Below are 17,075 nucleotides of genomic sequence, written 5' to 3' on the forward strand. Positions count from 1 at the left end.
TGTTATATTCGGTTAATCATTCGTCCTCCTGTTCTTCAACCAGTACCAGCCTAAATTAAAGGCGATAACAAAATGGTTAAAAACAGTGGGGATTAAGCCATAATTCCGTTTCATGATGTCAAAGCGCTCCATCAGGCTTTGACGATGCTTTTTCTTCGACATGCCCCCTACCAGGTATTTAGCTACGTAACGGTTAACGTTGACAATATTTTTGGCCTTTTTTGCCGCACGGATTATCCAGTCGATATCCGAACTTAATTGATAACGACGGTCGTAAGGTTCGGCCAGCGAACGCTTGATATAAATAGCCTGGTGACTAATGCTCATGCCATATTTAAAACCACGCCAGGTAAACTTAGCCGGGGCTTTATGCCGGCGCTGCCCTAAACTATGGCCTTCATCGTTAATCATTTCGGTTTCGCCATAGTAGATATCGGCATCATCTGCCGAAGCAAACACCGCGGCCGCAGTTTCAAGATCATAAAACTCATCTCCCGAATTCATGAAGATCACGTAATCGCCGGTAGCCAAAGCAAGGCCTTTGTTCATGGCGTCGTAAATCCCTTCGTCTTTTTCGCTGACGAGCTTTGCTATTTGGCTTTTGTATCGATCAATTACCTGTAAAGTGCCATCGTTGGATAAACCATCAACAACAACATATTCAATATTAGTATAAGTTTGATCAACTACCGACCGGATAGTACGCTCAATATCCCTAACATTATTATAAACAATGGTGATAACGCTTAACCGGGGATTAAACATCGTCACCTCCATTATTCAGTAATTGTTGATATACTTCGATATGTTTTTTAGCGATCACTTCTTCCGAAAAGTTATCCATAATGGTTTGCCGGGCCTGCTGGTTCAGCTTGTCCTTTTCAGGATGTTTAATGATCCACTCCATCCCGTCAGTAAAACTTTCGGACGAACGATAGGTAGCTAAATAACCGCTGTATTGATGCTGTACCATATCGGGGATCCCGCCGGTAGTAAACGCAATTACCGGAGTACCACAGCTCAGGCTTTCCATCACGGTGTAAGGCAAATTATCTTCGAGCGAGGGAATCAAAAAAGCATCGGCCGCGGCATAGTGCAGGGCCAGTTTTTCATCATTATTGATGGTACCTAAAAAACTGGTTTTAAAAGGAAAGTCGGGCAGATTTTCTGTACCACGATTACCAAACACCACCAACTCCACCTGATCAGTATTTGCACCTAAACGCTGCTTAAGCAATTCCATACTCTCCAGCAGGTATTGGGTACCTTTATGCAAATCCTTGCGCGATGGCATAAATCCGCTTAAAAAAATGAATTTATCAGTTGGCAATCCGGCTTGTTGTTTTGCCAGCTTTTTATCAATAGGCTTAAAAATATCGGTCTCCAGCGTGTTGGGGATATTACTGACAGCCCTCCCCTGCATCAAACTGCTTTTGTTTACAGAAGCTTGCATCCATAAACTTGGTGCTATGATGTTAAAGCCGAGTTGCTGGTAGGCCTTATTTTTTTGCTGCCAGATGCGGTGCGAAATATCATTATCTCCGGCATTGATCAACAGCGGGCAATTACCGCATTGCTGCTGATAATGATCGCAAGTGTAGCGCACATGGCATCCGCCGGTAAAGGCGTTGCTATCATGAAAAGTCCACACCACAGGTTTGCCCAGCTTTTTAATCTCGGCTAAATGTTTAGGATCTAAAAATCCATGGTTGATCCAGTGCAGATGAATAACATCAGCATTTTTAACATCGGGATGTTTAATTACCGAACGGCCAAACCAGGTGAAGGAAAACGGTGTACGGCTATCGGGTTTTAAAAACCGTTTAGCCAAAATCCGTTCAAGAATAATAGTAGCGGCTGTATATGATTTCTGGATAATACTACGGTTAAAAGTCTTGATATCAGGATTATTTCCAAATTTATAATGTACTATAATTTTAGAATCGATAATTTGGCTTAGTAATGCCCGGTTAAGGCGCATGCAGGCCCTGCCTGCGCCGCCATTACCGTCATACGTATTGAGGTGCACCACTTTTAACATGGCTCAAAAATACATTTATTCATAACACTTAAACCACATGAAGAAACTATACATCGTATTGTTTTCGGCAGTATTGTGTCAAACAAATCTTAAAGCACAAACCGCCGGAAACTATTTCACATCCAACCCAACCCTTACACCCGATGGCAAGACCGTAATTTTCACTTACGAAGGCGACCTGTGGAAAGCCGATATTAACAACCCCGCTGCAACAAGATTAACCGCGATGCAGGGCGATGAAAGTAATCCACGGGTGTCTCCAAATGGACAATGGCTGGCCTTTTCGTCAAACCAGTTTGGCAACACCGATGTATATGTAATGCCCCTCGCCGGCGGCGATATTAAACAGATCACCTTTAATGACGCGGCCGACAATGTGGATTCATGGACCTGGGATTCTAAATCTATCTATTTCAACTCTACCCGTTACAATGGTTTTAGCGAGTACAAGGTTGCAGCCACCGGCGGCACACCGGTGCGCTTGTTTGGCCATTACTTCAATACCATACACGGGGTAGTTGAGCATCCGCAAACCGGTGAACTGTTTTTCAGCAATACCTGGGAAAGTATCTATTTTCCAACCCGCAAGCACTATAAAGGTGCTTATAACCCCGATATCCAATCGTACAATCCTAAAACCAAGGCTTATAAAAAATATACCGACTGGCAGGGCAAGGATTTCTGGACTACCATCGATCAGAAAGGCAACATTTATTTTGTATCCGACGAGGGTAATGAGGAATATAACCTTTACACATTTATCGATGGTAAAAAAACTGCTTTAACCCAGTTCCCAACGTCCATTAAACGCCCGCAGGTAAGTGCCGATGGCAGCAAGGTGGTGTTTGAAAAAGATTACCAGATTTTTGTTTACGATGTCGCTTCTAAACAAACGCAAAAGCTAACGTTAAACCTGTTCCGCAATAATGTACTGCCTAAAGATCAATCATTTGAAACAGGCGGCAAAATTGGAGCGGCGGATTTATCGCCAGACGGTAAAAAACTGGCTTTTGTATCACGCGGTGAATTATTTGTAAGCGACGCTGAAGGCAAATTCATAAAAAAACTGGAGCGTAACACCAGCGAACGTGTTACCGAAGTTGACTGGCTAAGCGACAATAAAACCTTAATTTTTGGTCAAACGCTGGGTGGCTTTCCAAACTGGTACACCATAGCTGCCGACGGTACGGGAGACGAAAAACAGCTTACTACCGATAAAGGCAGCAATCGTATGCTAAGCATGAATAAGGACAGATCAAAAGCTATTTACTTGAGTGGCCGAAACGAGCTGAAGCTTTTAGACACAAAAACACTTACATCAAAAACTATCGTTACCGATGAGTTTTGGGGTTTTGAAAATCTCGCGCCGAGGTTTTCGCCGAATGGCGAGTATGTGGTTTATAACGCATACCGCAATTTTGAAATGGATGTTTTTGTTTACGAGATAAAAACCGGGAAGATCACCAACCTTACCAACAGCGGTGTTACTGAAGCGGCGCCATTCTGGTCGCCGGATGGTAAGTATATTTACTTTACTTCATCGCGTACGCAGCCGGAATACCCTTATGGTTCAAAAGATTCCCACATCTACCGGATGCCTTTGCAAAAATATGATGATCCGTTTAAGATGGATAAGTTCAATGCTTTATTTAAAGAGGAGAAAAAAGACGATGATAAAGACAAAAAGGATAAGGACAAAAAATCGTCTAACAAAAAGAAACCTTTATCTGAGCAGCCTGCACCGAAAGCACCGGATGATATTACCATAGATACTGAAGAGCCTATGAAACGCCTTGAGCGCATCAGTCCGGAATTTGGGCAGGCTCAAGGTTCATATGTAATTCAAAAAGGCGATAAAACGCTGGTATACTATGCATCCAACCATAGCGAAGGTAAGGCAGCGCTTTATCGCACAACCCTCGAAAACTTTGAGCAGCCTAAAACAGAAAAAGTTGGCGGTGGCGACTTTGGCAGTTTTGACATTTTTGGCAACAGCGATAAATACTTTTTATTGGCAGGCGGCAATGTTTATACGCTAAATATTGATGCCAATAAAGTAGATAAGGTAGAGCTCAACTACACCTTCGCCCGCAACATGGCCGGCGAGTTTGCGCAGATGTTTGATGAAACCTGGGCAGGCTTGGATGAAAACTATTATGACGGAAATTTCCATGGGGCCGACTGGAAAAAGGTGCATGATACTTATAAAGCTTTTGTGCCTTACATAAACAACCGCGCGGATCTTCGCCTGTTGCTGAATGATATGCTTGGTGAACTCAACTCATCGCACCAAGGCTTTTATTCCAATGGCAGTGAGGAAAAGAAAACACTCTCCTACCGCACCATGGAAACGGGGATCATTTTTGATAACGATTCGCCATACAAAGTTAGCGGCATAGCCACCCGCAGTAATGCCGATAAAGCAGGTGTTGACGTAAAGCCAGGAGATATATTAAAAGCAGTTAATGGCGTTACCGTTGATGAAAAACAAGACCGTAACTATTACTTCAGCAAACCATCGCTTGACAAAGAAATTGAACTAACCTTTAACCGGGGAGGTAAAGAAATTAAGGTAAAGCTACACCCCGAATCAACCGGTGACCTGTCGGGTAACCTTTACGACGACTGGATCAAGACCAACGCCAAAACTGTAGCAGAAAAAAGCAAAAACCGCATAGCTTACTCATACATGAAAAACATGGGCGACGGCGCATTGGAAGATTTCCTGGAGGATATGGTTGATGATGCTTATAACAAGGATGCCCTCATCCTTGACCTGAGGTATAATACCGGCGGTAACGTGCATGATAATGTGTTGAAATTTCTGTCGCAAAAACCTTATTTGCAATGGGCTTATCGTGATGGCAAAAAAGCACAGCAATCAAACTTTGCTCCGGCAGCAAAACCAATTATCCTGCTTATGAACGAACAAACCCTGAGCGATGGCGAAATGACATCGCAGGGCTTTAAACAATTGGGCTTGGGCAAGATCATCGGCACAGAAACCTACCGCTGGATTATTTTCACCAGCGGCAAAGGCCTGGTTGATGGCTCTTTTTACCGTATCCCGGCCTGGGGATGCTATACCCTCGATGGCAAGGATATTGAAAAAAACGGTGTATCACCAGATATCTATGTAAAAACAGATTTTGCCGACAGGCTGGAAAATAAAGACCCGCAATTGGACAGGGCTATTGAGGAGATTTTGAAACAGTTGAAGTAATTAGTGGCAGGTTTTAGTAGCAGTTGCAGTTCGAAATAGCAGTGATTTAAACTACGTAACTGCCACTAAAACCTGCAACTAACCAATCCTTACTGCCACTGCTACTAAAACCTGCCACTAACCTCCAATCACTTATTTAGAACATATCCAAATAACATTTGTATAAAGCACTAACCGCTTTCAAATGTTATTTTTTGTAAATTCGCCGCTCTAAGGCCAGTTAATGGGCTTAACGTCAATTTCTTTTACTTTTCACCTAAAAATCAAATACAAATGGCTTTTGATTTAGATATGATCAAAAAGGTTTACGACCGCTACAGCACCCGCGTTGAGGCTGCCCGTAAAGCGACCGGTAAACCCCTAACTTTAACCGAAAAGATTTTATATGCCCACCTTAGCGAAGGCGATGCTCAAAAAGCATTCGGTCGTGGAGTGGACTATGTTGATTTTGCACCAGACCGTGTAGCTATGCAGGATGCTACGGCGCAAATGGCCCTTTTGCAGTTTATGCAAGCTGGTCGCCCGCAGGTTGCCGTTCCGTCTACCGTACATTGCGATCACCTTATACAAGCTAAAATTGGCGCTGTTGAAGATTTAAGCACTGCTGTTGACGTTAACCGCGAAGTTTATGACTTCCTGGCTTCAGTATCTGATAAATATGGTATCGGTTTCTGGAAAGCCGGTGCAGGTATCATTCACCAGGTAGTGTTAGAAAACTACGCTTTCCCTGGTGGTATGATGATCGGTACCGACTCACATACACCTAATGCGGGTGGTTTAGGTATGATTGCTATTGGTGTTGGTGGCGCTGATGCCTGCGACGTAATGGCCGGCTTACCATGGGAGCTTAAATTCCCTAAACTGATCGGTGTTAAATTAACCGGTAAACTTTCTGGCTGGACTTCAGCAAAAGACGTAATCTTACGTGTTGCTGGTATCCTTACCGTAAAAGGTGGTACAGGTGCTATTGTTGAGTACTTTGGCGAAGGTGCACGTTCAATGTCTGCTACCGGTAAAGGTACTATCTGTAACATGGGTGCCGAAATCGGTGCTACTACCTCTATCTTCGGTTACGACGAAAAAGCTGCCGCTTACTTAAAAGGTACTAAACGTGCTGATATCGCTGACTTAGCTGACGCTATCGCTGAGCACTTAACCGGCGACGAAGAAGTTTACGCTAACCCTGAGCAATATTTCGACCAGGTTATCGAGATCAACCTGAGCGAGCTTGAACCACACGTAAACGGTCCGTTCACTCCGGATTTGGCATGGCCTATCTCTAAATTTGCTACCGCTGTTAAAGAAAACGGCTGGCCTACCAAATTAGAGGTTGGTTTGATTGGTTCATGTACCAACTCATCTTACGAAGATATTACCCGTTCAGCTTCTATCGCTAAGCAGGCTATCGATAAAAAATTAAAAACTCAGGCCGAGTTTACCATCACTCCGGGTTCTGAGCAGGTACGTTACACTGTTGATCGCGACGGTTACCTTGATACATTTGCTCAAATGGGCGGTGTGGTATTGGCTAATGCCTGCGGACCATGTATCGGCCAGTGGGCTCGTCATACTGATGATCCTACCCGTAAAAACTCTATCATCACTTCGTTTAACCGTAACTTCGCTAAACGTCAGGATGGTAACCCTAACACCCACGCTTTCGTAGCTTCACCAGAAATTGTTACCGCTTTTGTTATCGCGGGCGATTTAACTTTCAACCCACTTACTGATACGTTAACTAACGAAGCCGGCGAACAGGTTAAATTTGATGAGCCTCAGGGTATCGAATTACCGGTAAAAGGTTTTGAGGTTGAAGATGCAGGCTACCAGGCACCAGCCGAAGATGGCAGCAAAGTTGAAGTTATCGTTTCTCCAACTTCATCACGCTTACAATTGCTTGAGCCATTCAAAGCCTGGGAAGGTACCGACATTACAGGCTTGAAACTGTTGATCAAAGCTAAAGGTAAATGTACTACCGACCACATTTCAATGGCCGGTCCATGGTTGAAATTCCGTGGTCACCTTGATAACATTTCAAACAACATGCTGATTGGTGCTATCAACTACTTTAACCTTACTGCCGATAGCGTTAAAAACGAATTAACCGGCGAGTACGGTCCTGTTCCGGCTACTCAGCGTGCTTACAAAGCAGCAGGTATCGGTTCGATAGTAGTAGGCGACGAAAACTATGGCGAAGGTTCATCACGTGAGCACGCGGCTATGGAACCACGTCACCTTGGTGTACGTGCCATATTGGTAAAATCATTTGCCCGTATCCACGAAACCAACCTTAAAAAACAAGGTATGCTGGGTATCACTTTCGCTGATAACAACGATTATGATAAGATCCAGGAAGATGATATCATCGATATTACTGGCTTAACTACTTTTGCCCCAGGCAAACAGTTAACCGTTGTATTACACCACAAAGATGGTTCAACCGAATCATTCCCTGTAAACCACACTTACAATGCGCAGCAAATTGAGTGGTTTAAAGCAGGTGGTGCATTAAACATCATCCGTAAACAAATGGCATCTTAATTTCGGATATCGGAATTTTGATTTTGGATTTAATATTGAAAGCCTTCCCATACGGGGAGGCTTTTTTTATTGGTTTATTTTCCCCGTTGGCCGTGTCCCCACGGCCAACTATCTTCAATAAAAAAAGCGCCCGTGGGGACACGGACGCTGGGAAAAATATGGTTGTTGATCTATTAACTATGATCCATGAACTAAATAATCCATGAACTAAAATTAGAATTTATACCTAACAAACGCTTCCATCGCCTCGTATTCGGCAAGACCAAGACGATCGTAGCGTTGAGCCGTGTCGCGGGTACGGTCTTCTGCCCTTACCCAAAACTCCCTTGCGTCATCGCCAGGGAACACCGGAGTATCTTTCTGCGACTGGTGCTTAAAGATCGCGTTACGTTTGCGAATTACTTCTTGTGGCGACAATGGTACAGCCATCTCTATCTCGTAGGTTTCAAACTCGTGCCATGCACCACGGTACATCCATAACCAGCAGTCTTCTACCCAGGCTTCTTTACCTTTTAATCTGTCTAATGCCGCCAGGATGATCTTAAAGCATACCAGGTGGGTACCGTTAGGATCGGCAAAATCACCCGCTGCGAAGATTTGTTGTGGTTTAATTTTCTGAAGCAGTTCAATAGTCAACTGGATATCTTCCTCGCCGACTGAGTTCTTTTTGGTTTTACCTGTTTCATAGAATGGTAGGGCCATAAAGTGGATATGATCATCATGTAAGCCTGCATACCTTGCACCTGAAATCGCTTCTGTTTTCCTAATGAAACCTTTTACGTTTCTGATCTCCTGGGTATCAATTTCGTTAGGCTGTTTGGTAGGGAAGAAAGCACGCATATCCTCGTACGATTTTTGAAGATGAGCAGTGTCTTCACCAATACTTTTTGTGAAATCGATAGCGAATTCCATATACCTTAACACATCGTCATCCCATACCGCGGTATTGCCTGAAGTTTGGTAAGCTACGTGCACATCATGGCCCTGATCTACCAAACGGATGAATGTACCACCCATTGAAATCACATCATCATCCGGGTGTGGTGAGAAAATGATTGAACGTTTTTTGGCTGGTAATGCCCTTTCCGGTCTTTGCGAATCATCAGCATCAGGTTTGCCACCTGGCCAGCCGGTAATGGTATGCTGGATCTGGTTAAAGATATCTATGTTTATATTGTATACCGGGCCTTGCTCTACCGCAAGCTGTGCCATACCGTGATTATTGTAATCTTCTTCGGTTAGTTTTAGCACGGGTTTGTTAACCTCATTTGCTAACCAAATAACAGCTTTCTTTTTCAGCGTATTTTCCCATACGCAATCTTTTACCAACCATGGGGTATCAAACCTGGTTAATTCTGAAGCCGCATCTGCATCAAGTACAAACTCCACATGCTGTGATAATTGCAGGTAAGTTGCAGGTACTTCACCAGAGATCTCGCCTTCTACCGCTTTTTTGATGATCGGGGCTTTCTTCTTGTTCCAGGCCATCAGGATGATCTCCCTTGCCTTGAAGATGGTACCAATACCCATCGTGATGGCCTTAGTTGGCACATCAGCTTTACCACCGAAATCGCGGGCAGCATCACGCCTGGTCAGGTCGTCAAGAGTTACCATCCTGGTACCTGAATTAGGTGCAGAACCCGGCTCGTTAAAACCAATGTGGCCGGTACGACCGATCCCCAGGATCTGAAGATCTAACCCGCCCAGTTCTTCAATCTGCTTTTCATAGGCTAAACAAAATGCTACAACTTCGTCTTTATCCAATGTACCGTCGGGAATGTGGATGTTCTCCTTTTCAATATCAATATGGCTGAACAAATTTTCGTACATGAATGTCACATAGCTTTGCGCTGCTGTGGGTTTCATCGGGTAGTACTCATCCAGGTTGAAAGTGATCACATTTTTAAAGCTTAAGCCTGCTTCTTTGTGTTGCCTTACCAGTTCGGCATACACGCCGATAGGAGTTACACCGGTGGCAAGTCCTAATACCGCTTTTTCGCCTTTGGCTTGTTTTGAGCGGATCAGATCTGCTATCCGGTTCGCTACTGCCACTGAGGCTTCTTGCTGGTTGTTGTACACGCTCACAGGTAACTTCTCGTAACGCGTCTCTTCCAATAAATTTAATCGTGCCATAATTTGTTCAGAACCTATATGTTATATGTTAAAGTTTAAAAAAGTCACTATACAAAAAACCCCCGCCATGGGCGAGGATTTTTATCAAACCAATTAACAAAAATGTTTATCCTCACCGACATGAGGGTAAAGTAAAGTGCGTATAATAATATGCTGTGCATTATCAATACAAACTTAGTAAAACAAAATTTGAATTAAAAGAACTTTTTAAATTTTTTTAATAAGTATTTTATCCGGAAAAGTATGATTTGGCAGACACTTTGGTTAAAATTTGCATTGTGACAGATTTCATCTCTTCTCATCAGAAATTGTCATTTCAATTGAGCAAGCGAGGGCATAAACATGGGGCGAAAGAGAAATCTTATACGCCATGAAAATCCAACCTAATTAGTTCGCCTACATATGGTATAAGATTTCTCCTCTTTCCTCGTTCAAAATGACAATTATTATATAGAAACTTCTCCAAAAAGGCAAAAGAGTTCCTGATGGGCAGGAAGACTCTTTTTGCTAACCAATTATAAAACATAAATCATGAGAGGAGAAGAGATGCAGGGGTGGAGTCGAACCATCCGTTTGCTGCCGGCCAGCACCTGCCATTTAGTTTAAAAATGAACCCCATTTGCAAACTAATCTGTTGCAAATATATAAATATTCTATTAAATCTATATACTTAGTAGAATTTATTCATAAAACATTCATCTTTTATAAAAACCTCTTAGTTATCAGGCTCATTAATTTTTATTATTAACGTTGGTCTGACTTATTGGAGCAAATCTTTTCGAAAGGAACAGGGTATTCTTCACCTAATGATTTTTCATATTCGGCACTAAACTCTTCGTATATTTTCCGGGCATGTTCAATACCCTTAGTTCGGCGCAGGGCTTTGAGTTTAAACTTAATGCCGATATCGTTAAATGGATCGATACTTAACACAACACGCGAAATTTCTAACGCTTTCTTATAATCCTGGGCATCATAAACCTTTTTAATCACCGGCAAAATAACAGGCATCAGCGCTTCTTCGTAATCCTGTTTAAAGTCATCAAGCCATATTTCCAGGATATGCTGTAGCAGCCCGCCGCGGGAAACCAAATCAAAATGATTAAACACGGCCGGTTCAACGTTATTAGTTTGTTTGAGTGCATCTCTTACTACAAAGTAGTCGCAGTAAAAACCTTCTGTAATAATAAAACTATAGGTATCGTTCAAAAACGCGAGCTCAAGCCCCTCAATATCCGAGAGGATATTACGCAGGTGATTGATGGTTACGCCACGGATATTTTTGGTTTTAACCACATCTTTATCAGGCCAAAGTGTAGTCGAGATCTTTTTAGATACAACCCCATTTTTTTCTCGGCTGTTTAACAGAATGAGGATGAACAACTGTTTAATCTTAGGGCTAAACAGGTAAGTAATATCCCGCTTATTCTTATCAAATACGGTGAACTCGCCTAACAGGTAAACCGCGTTGGCTTTATTATCTACAACTACTTCGCTAACTTCTTCAACAATACTTTCTTCCGGAGCTGCAGGTGCAGATTCATCATCGGCCTTTTTCCTCCTTAGGAAAAACGCCACAACACCACCCAGTAAAATCAATGCAGATGCTCCACCCAGTACCCTGTACAAAGTAAAAGATTTACTTTTAGGCTGATGTGCGGCTGCAAACTCGGCCTGGCTTACAGGTGGTGCAGTAAGCGCGAATATTTTTATGGTTGACCGGGATGGGGTTTCAAACTCTTGCGTTGTACAATAAAACACATCCTGTTTAGCGTTGTAAAACAGGTTATGATCTGTTTCAATACGTTCAGATACCACTGGAATAGTGCCGCTTACCACCTGGTATGAACCATCTTTTATTGAAAATTTATACAGGCGCAAACTTGTTTTTGGCCGCTCGTGCGGATAGCACAGCACGTAAAGAAACTGCTTATCTTTTGAAACAATGAGATTATTAGCCGGTACAAATGCTTCTTCATCGGGCTTGATCTCCCATAATTTTTTAATGGTATGATTGGCAAGATTTACCCTGTACAGGTCATAATAATGCATCCCTCCTACTACCTGGTTACCTGACTGATTACCATATCCACCGAAGATATAAACAGCATTATTTTGATCGGCAGCACTCGACGCTGAGAAAAACCGGGGATTAATTACATCGCCGGTAAAGCTTTGTTTTTGCCAGTTATCGGTTACCTTATCGTATTCGAAAAAGTTATTATAGTATTTGAAAGACCCATAGCCACCAAACAGGTAAAAGTTATTGAAATCTTTATCGTAAAAAATGTTGTGGTGGTGCCTTTGTTCCATTATGGTAGATTTACCATAGTAATCCCAGTTAAGGCTATCAAGGTTGAAGGATGCAATACTCGGCGCCGGTTGCGAAGCACGGAGTACTTCATACAGATAACATTTATTCTCCTTAGGGTTTATGATACTCTTGCCCAAATGCAACGGCACTTCCAGCTTATTTTTAAACGGTTTAGACCAGACCGCATCGCGTTCAACATCATAAAACATGAGCGAATCACTTTTGAAAATAAAGAACTGCTCATTTTTTTCATTAAAGTTGATACCAGCCACCTCATTAAAAATGTGTACAAACTTTTGCTTCCAATAATAGGATTCGTTGATAAGCCAGGCGGGGTTATCCACATAGCCCAAGTTGTCGCCATCGCTGTTAAAAACATCATTCCCGGCCCATTCATTAAGCGGAAAAGTATAGGTTTTATCATCATTGCTAACAACCAGGTTTTTAATGGCCATATTAGGCACATCTGAATAATGCTCGTTTTTACCAAACGTGATCTTAGCCTTTATTTTACCGGTAAAACCCAGTTCATTGGCCCGGTACCATTTCCCGTTTACCGAGATTCCTACCTTATCGCCTTTCAAATCAAGATCAACAATAACCTTAAACCATTTACGCCTTTTCAGCAGCGCATTGGCAAGCGGAATGTTGAGCTTATTACTCCGGCTGTCAATATTAAAATTAAGGAACGAGCCCTGATCGTAAATAGCACTCAAACTATACGAGTTGCCCTTATCGTCGGTTAAATTTAAAATATAGCCAAGATGCTGGTTATCCCATAATGAAAGGTCAAACCCGATAACCAAACGATCATGAAAAGTAGGTAAATCTTCTTTAAAAACCTGGTACGAGGTGCGTTTGCTCATCAGGCTATCGTTTGAACCGAATTGTAAACCCTGCCCCATGCCTTTCATCGCGGGCAGCAGTAAAACAAAAAGCAATACAAGCTTATATGCCCTTTTGGAAAGCATTAAAACCTTACTTTTTTTTATCATTTACAATACATGTTTAAACTCGCTGATCGGGCAGCGCTGTAGGTTAGAATAATGTGCTAAAATATAGATTTTTTGGGTATCGGGCGATGTAGATTTTCATCATTTCGACTATGACTTATTGTACCGGCATTCATTTTATCAGCCCCCGAAACTCTTTTTTTATCTACCGTAAAAAACTTTTTACATAACCACACTAAACCCGCTTCAAATACGCTCAAAGGCGCTTTATTGGTTACAAACCTACTTATCAGCCACTTACAGTAATAAAAATAATACATTACTTACGGGTGTAAGCGTAGTCATACTAAAACATTTTGCCCAAAGGCGATATTCTTACTTGCAAAATGAGCAGGTATTAGCCGCTACAGGTATAATTTTAAAACTATGCCATTGAAAGTAAAACATATCATAACGTTCTTTTTTTTGCTCGCAGTCAGTTCGCAGCTCCGCGCGCAGGATAGCACGCTGGTTGGGCAATCACTTAAATGGGACCTGGCTAAGTGTATCGACTATGCCAAAAAGAACAACATCCAGATCAACTCGTTGCGTCTTTCGCAGCAAACCAGTCAGCAGGAGTATTTACTGGCCAAAGCCGCCCGCCTGCCCGATCTTTCGGCTACGGGGTCACAAACCTTTGCGCACGGCAATAATTTCAGCAATGGCGATAACGGCAGGCATTCGGGTTACAACGTTTCCGGCTCGTATGGCTTAAGTTCCAACGTAACGCTGTACAACGGCAGTTATATTAATAATAACATTTCTCAAAAAAACCTGCAGGTACAATCGGCTAACCTGAGTATTCTCCAGCAGGAAAATGATATAGTACTGCAGATAACCCAGGCTTATCTTACCGTACTGCTGGATAAGGAATCTGTTATTTATAACACCGATCTGCTCAGTACCACTCAGGCGCAGGTTAAATTACAGCAACAACGGTATAACGTGGGCAGCGTAGCCCGTAAGGACCTGATCCAGTTACAGGCACAACAAGCAACTGATCAATACACATTGGTTAATTCACAAAACGCCGTCCGTAATGATCTGCTTACCCTGAAACAATTACTGGTACTGCCAACCGATCTGAGTTTTGATATTATGAAGCCCGATACAGTGATGGCACCTATTGATAGTGTATCCTCCTTCCCTGAAGCCGAGCAAACAGCCCTGCAAAATCGTCCCGAGGTTAAAAATGGTGAGTTAGGTGTTAAAATTGCACAATTTGACGTAGATAAAGCCAAAGCAGGTTATAAACCCACACTTACTGCCGGTGCTTCACTTAATACGGGGTATGCCAACGGACAAGGTGTTTCATTCGGCAACCAGATCAATAATAACTTTTATCAGCAACTTGGGGTCAATCTATCCATACCCATATTCACCAAAAGGGTTGTTAAAACTCAGGTTGAAGAAGCCAGGATCAACGTCAAGCAATCGCAACTTGATCTGAAAAACACCAAGATCACACTTTCGCAAACTGTTGAGCGGGCTTACATCAATGTACAAAACGCGCGCAGCCAGTTTAGTGCCGCTGCCGAAGAATATAAATTCAGCAAGGAAAGCTACCGTATTGCCAGCGAACAACTTAAAGTTGGCGTAGCCAATACCGTCGACTTTTTGTTGCAGAAAAACCTGTTTGTACAGGCGCAGCAATCATTTGTGCAGGCCAAATATAACGCCCTGCTCACATTAAAAATCTATGACTTTTACAGGGGAGTACCTATTACATTATAATACCGGTTTATCATGAAAAGCAGTTATAAAAATATACTCATTATTGCAGGCATAGTGGTGGCACTGGTGCTCATCTGGTTCCTGTTCATCAGGAAAAAAGAGGAGCCTGTTGTGCTGCAAACTCAAAAGCCGGCTAAAGGTTATATAGCCCAAAGTGTAACCGCCACAGGCCGCATTGAGCCGGTTGATACTGTAACAGTAGGTACCCAGGTATCGGGCATTATTAAATATGTTTATGCCGATTTCAATTCGAAAGTGAAGAAAGGCCAGCTTATTGCCGAGCTTGATAAATCGCTGTTACAGGCCACGCTTGACCAGGCAAGGGGAACGTTGCTTAATGCCCAAAGTCAGCTGGTATTTGCACAAAATAATTTCGGCAGGCAAAACTTATTATTTAAAACAGATGCTATTAGCAAGGCCGATTATGATACAGCCCTTAATACGTTGAACGCGGCAAAAGCCCAGGTTAAAAGCGCTGAAGCGCAGGTGCGTTCGGCAGAAAAGAATTTATCATATGCTGATATTTATTCGCCCATTGATGGTGTAGTGCTTAACCGAAATGTAAGCGTAGGCCAAACTGTTGCAGCAAGCTTTAGTACGCCAACGCTTTTTGTGCTGGCAAAAGATATCACCAAAATGGAAGTTGAAGCTAATGTTGATGAAGCTGACATCGGTGATGTAAAATCGGGCGACCGTGCTTCATTTACGGTAGATGCTTTTATTAACGACCAGTTTGCCGGTACCGTAGAAGATATCAGGCTGCACCCATCGGTATCGTCAAACGTGGTTACTTACACCACCATTATCAATGCTCCTAATGACGATATGAAACTGAAACCCGGCATGACGGCAAGCATCATCATTTATACCAAGGAGGTGAATAATGCCCTGCTGATCCCGGCCAAAGCATTGAGCTTTACTCCCGATTCGGCATTAATGAAAGATTATGAGATAGTAGGTAAAGTAGGACATAAAGGGAACAAGAAAAGAAGTGGCGGACAAGGTGGAAATGCTTCATCAGGAAGCGGCGGAAACGGAGGTGCCAATGATAATTCTCAGGCATTGCATACTGCCAAAAGCCGCAAGGATAGCAGTGGCGTAAATAAACAAACGGCCATAGTGTGGGTATTGCAGGGTAAAAAGATAGTCCGCAAAAAAATCCAGACCGGTTTGAATGATAATACCCAGGTTGAAGTGCTTTCGGGCTTAACAGCTGATGACGCTGTAATCACTGGTGTTACCGGCGGATCATCCGGTTCATCAACAGCAGCAGCTAAACCGGGGGCAAGTCCGTTTATGCCGCAAAGACCGCGTGGCGGAGGGGGAGGACGCCGGTAATGAGCAAAAAGATTTTAGATATACGCGAACTGAAACGCGAGTTTCAGATGGGCAGCGAAACCGTTCGTGCGCTTAAAGGAATTTCTTTTGAAGTAGAAGCTGGTGAATTTGTAACCATCATGGGCAGCAGCGGCAGCGGCAAAACCACCCTGCTTAATATTTTAGGCTGTTTGGACAAACCCTCTATTGGTGATTATTTTTTGGATGGCGTAGATGTAAAAAAACTCTCGCGCGATGAGCTGGCACAATTACGCAACCGCAAAATAGGGTTCGTTTTCCAAGCCTATAACCTGCTGCCCCGTACATCGGCATTAGAAAATGTGGAGCTGCCACTTTTATATAACAGGGAGATCAGCGTAAGTGAACGCCGCGACAGAGCCATCCACGCGCTGGAAGCCGTAAAACTGGCCGAGCGCCTGGATCATACCCCAAGCCAGCTTTCGGGCGGGCAGCAGCAGCGTGTAGCCATTGCAAGGGCACTGGTGAACGAACCTGTAATGATCCTGGCCGATGAAGCTACTGGTAACCTGGACAGCCGTACATCGTACGAAATTATGTCGTTAATGCAGGAATTGAATTCGCAGCAGGGAAAAACCATTGTGTTTGTAACGCACGAGCCGGACATTGCCTCGTTCAGCAGCCGTACCATTCAATTACGTGATGGCAGGATCCAGAAGGACACCCGAAATACCGATCAGCGTTCGGCAAAAGAAGTACTTGCGGGCTTACCTATTACCGATGATTATTAAAGCGAAGCAG

General features: G+C 43.1%; 9 protein-coding genes. 5 read left to right on the plus strand and 4 right to left on the minus strand.

Annotation, left to right across the window (positions count from 1 at the left end; all coding sequences use genetic code 11):
• Positions 1-12: 12 nt before the first annotated feature.
• Positions 13-777, minus strand: coding sequence for a glycosyltransferase family 2 protein (locus EAH55_RS29970; RefSeq protein WP_244228406.1), 765 nt, complete (start codon positions 775-777; stop codon positions 13-15).
• On the minus strand, positions 758-2,041 hold the full coding sequence (locus EAH55_RS29975; RefSeq protein WP_121812930.1) for a glycosyltransferase: 1,284 nt from the start codon (positions 2,039-2,041) through the stop codon (positions 758-760). The genes EAH55_RS29970 and EAH55_RS29975 overlap by 20 nt, the downstream gene beginning before the upstream one ends.
• 37 nt (positions 2,042-2,078) lie before the next feature.
• Here EAH55_RS29975 and EAH55_RS29980 point away from each other — a divergent pair, with 37 nt between their 5' ends.
• Together EAH55_RS29980 and EAH55_RS29985 are read left to right on the plus strand one after the other, a co-directional pair.
• Positions 2,079-5,264 (plus strand): S41 family peptidase, encoded by a 3,186-nt coding sequence (locus EAH55_RS29980; RefSeq protein WP_121812931.1) that lies wholly within the window; start codon positions 2,079-2,081, stop codon positions 5,262-5,264.
• Between the two features lie 273 nt (positions 5,265-5,537).
• Entirely contained in the window at positions 5,538-7,805 is a 2,268-nt protein-coding gene (locus tag EAH55_RS29985) for an aconitate hydratase (RefSeq protein ID WP_121812932.1), read from the plus strand.
• A gap of 213 nt (positions 7,806-8,018) precedes the next feature.
• Here the strand turns inward: EAH55_RS29985 and nagB are convergent, their stop codons facing one another.
• Both nagB and EAH55_RS30000 read right to left on the minus strand, forming a co-directional pair.
• Entirely contained in the window at positions 8,019-9,938 is a 1,920-nt protein-coding gene (gene nagB / locus EAH55_RS29995; RefSeq protein WP_121812934.1) for a glucosamine-6-phosphate deaminase, read from the minus strand.
• Positions 9,939-10,682: 744 nt separating this feature from the next.
• The gene (locus EAH55_RS30000; protein ID WP_121812935.1) at positions 10,683-13,247 is read right to left on the minus strand and encodes a Kelch repeat-containing protein; all 2,565 of its coding nucleotides are present in this window, start codon (positions 13,245-13,247) and stop codon (positions 10,683-10,685) included.
• Positions 13,248-13,631: 384 nt separating this feature from the next.
• Here EAH55_RS30000 and EAH55_RS30010 point away from each other — a divergent pair, with 384 nt between their 5' ends.
• The 3 genes from EAH55_RS30010 to EAH55_RS30020 are packed head-to-tail and all read left to right on the plus strand — an operon-like array spanning position 13,632 to position 17,065.
• Complete coding sequence (locus tag EAH55_RS30010) at positions 13,632-14,978, plus strand: TolC family protein (protein WP_121812937.1); 1,347 nt, start codon at positions 13,632-13,634, stop codon at positions 14,976-14,978.
• A 12-nt stretch (positions 14,979-14,990) separates the two neighbouring features.
• Positions 14,991-16,316 (plus strand): efflux RND transporter periplasmic adaptor subunit, encoded by a 1,326-nt coding sequence (locus tag EAH55_RS30015; protein WP_121812938.1) that lies wholly within the window; start codon positions 14,991-14,993, stop codon positions 16,314-16,316.
• Positions 16,316-17,065, plus strand: coding sequence for an ABC transporter ATP-binding protein (locus EAH55_RS30020; RefSeq protein ID WP_121812939.1), 750 nt, complete (start codon positions 16,316-16,318; stop codon positions 17,063-17,065). Before EAH55_RS30015 ends, EAH55_RS30020 begins: the two co-directional genes overlap by 1 nt.
• Positions 17,066-17,075 lie beyond the last annotated feature (10 nt).

The sequence above is a fragment of the Mucilaginibacter kameinonensis genome (genome assembly GCF_003675385.1).
Taxonomy (GTDB): Bacteria; Bacteroidota; Bacteroidia; order Sphingobacteriales; family Sphingobacteriaceae; genus Mucilaginibacter; species Mucilaginibacter kameinonensis.

Coding starts and splice junctions, on each gene's coding strand:
- EAH55_RS29970 (WP_244228406.1), bottom strand. CDS start 777: ATGGAGGTGACGATGTTTAATCCCCGGTTAAGCGTTATCACCATTGTT.
- EAH55_RS29975 (WP_121812930.1), bottom strand. CDS start 2,041: ATGTTAAAAGTGGTGCACCTCAATACGTATGACGGTAATGGCGGCGCA.
- EAH55_RS29980 (WP_121812931.1), top strand. CDS start 2,079: ATGAAGAAACTATACATCGTATTGTTTTCGGCAGTATTGTGTCAAACA.
- EAH55_RS29985 (WP_121812932.1), top strand. CDS start 5,538: ATGGCTTTTGATTTAGATATGATCAAAAAGGTTTACGACCGCTACAGC.
- nagB (WP_121812934.1), bottom strand. CDS start 9,938: ATGGCACGATTAAATTTATTGGAAGAGACGCGTTACGAGAAGTTACCT.
- EAH55_RS30000 (WP_121812935.1), bottom strand. CDS start 13,247: ATGATAAAAAAAAGTAAGGTTTTAATGCTTTCCAAAAGGGCATATAAG.
- EAH55_RS30010 (WP_121812937.1), top strand. CDS start 13,632: ATGCCATTGAAAGTAAAACATATCATAACGTTCTTTTTTTTGCTCGCA.
- EAH55_RS30015 (WP_121812938.1), top strand. CDS start 14,991: ATGAAAAGCAGTTATAAAAATATACTCATTATTGCAGGCATAGTGGTG.
- EAH55_RS30020 (WP_121812939.1), top strand. CDS start 16,316: ATGAGCAAAAAGATTTTAGATATACGCGAACTGAAACGCGAGTTTCAG.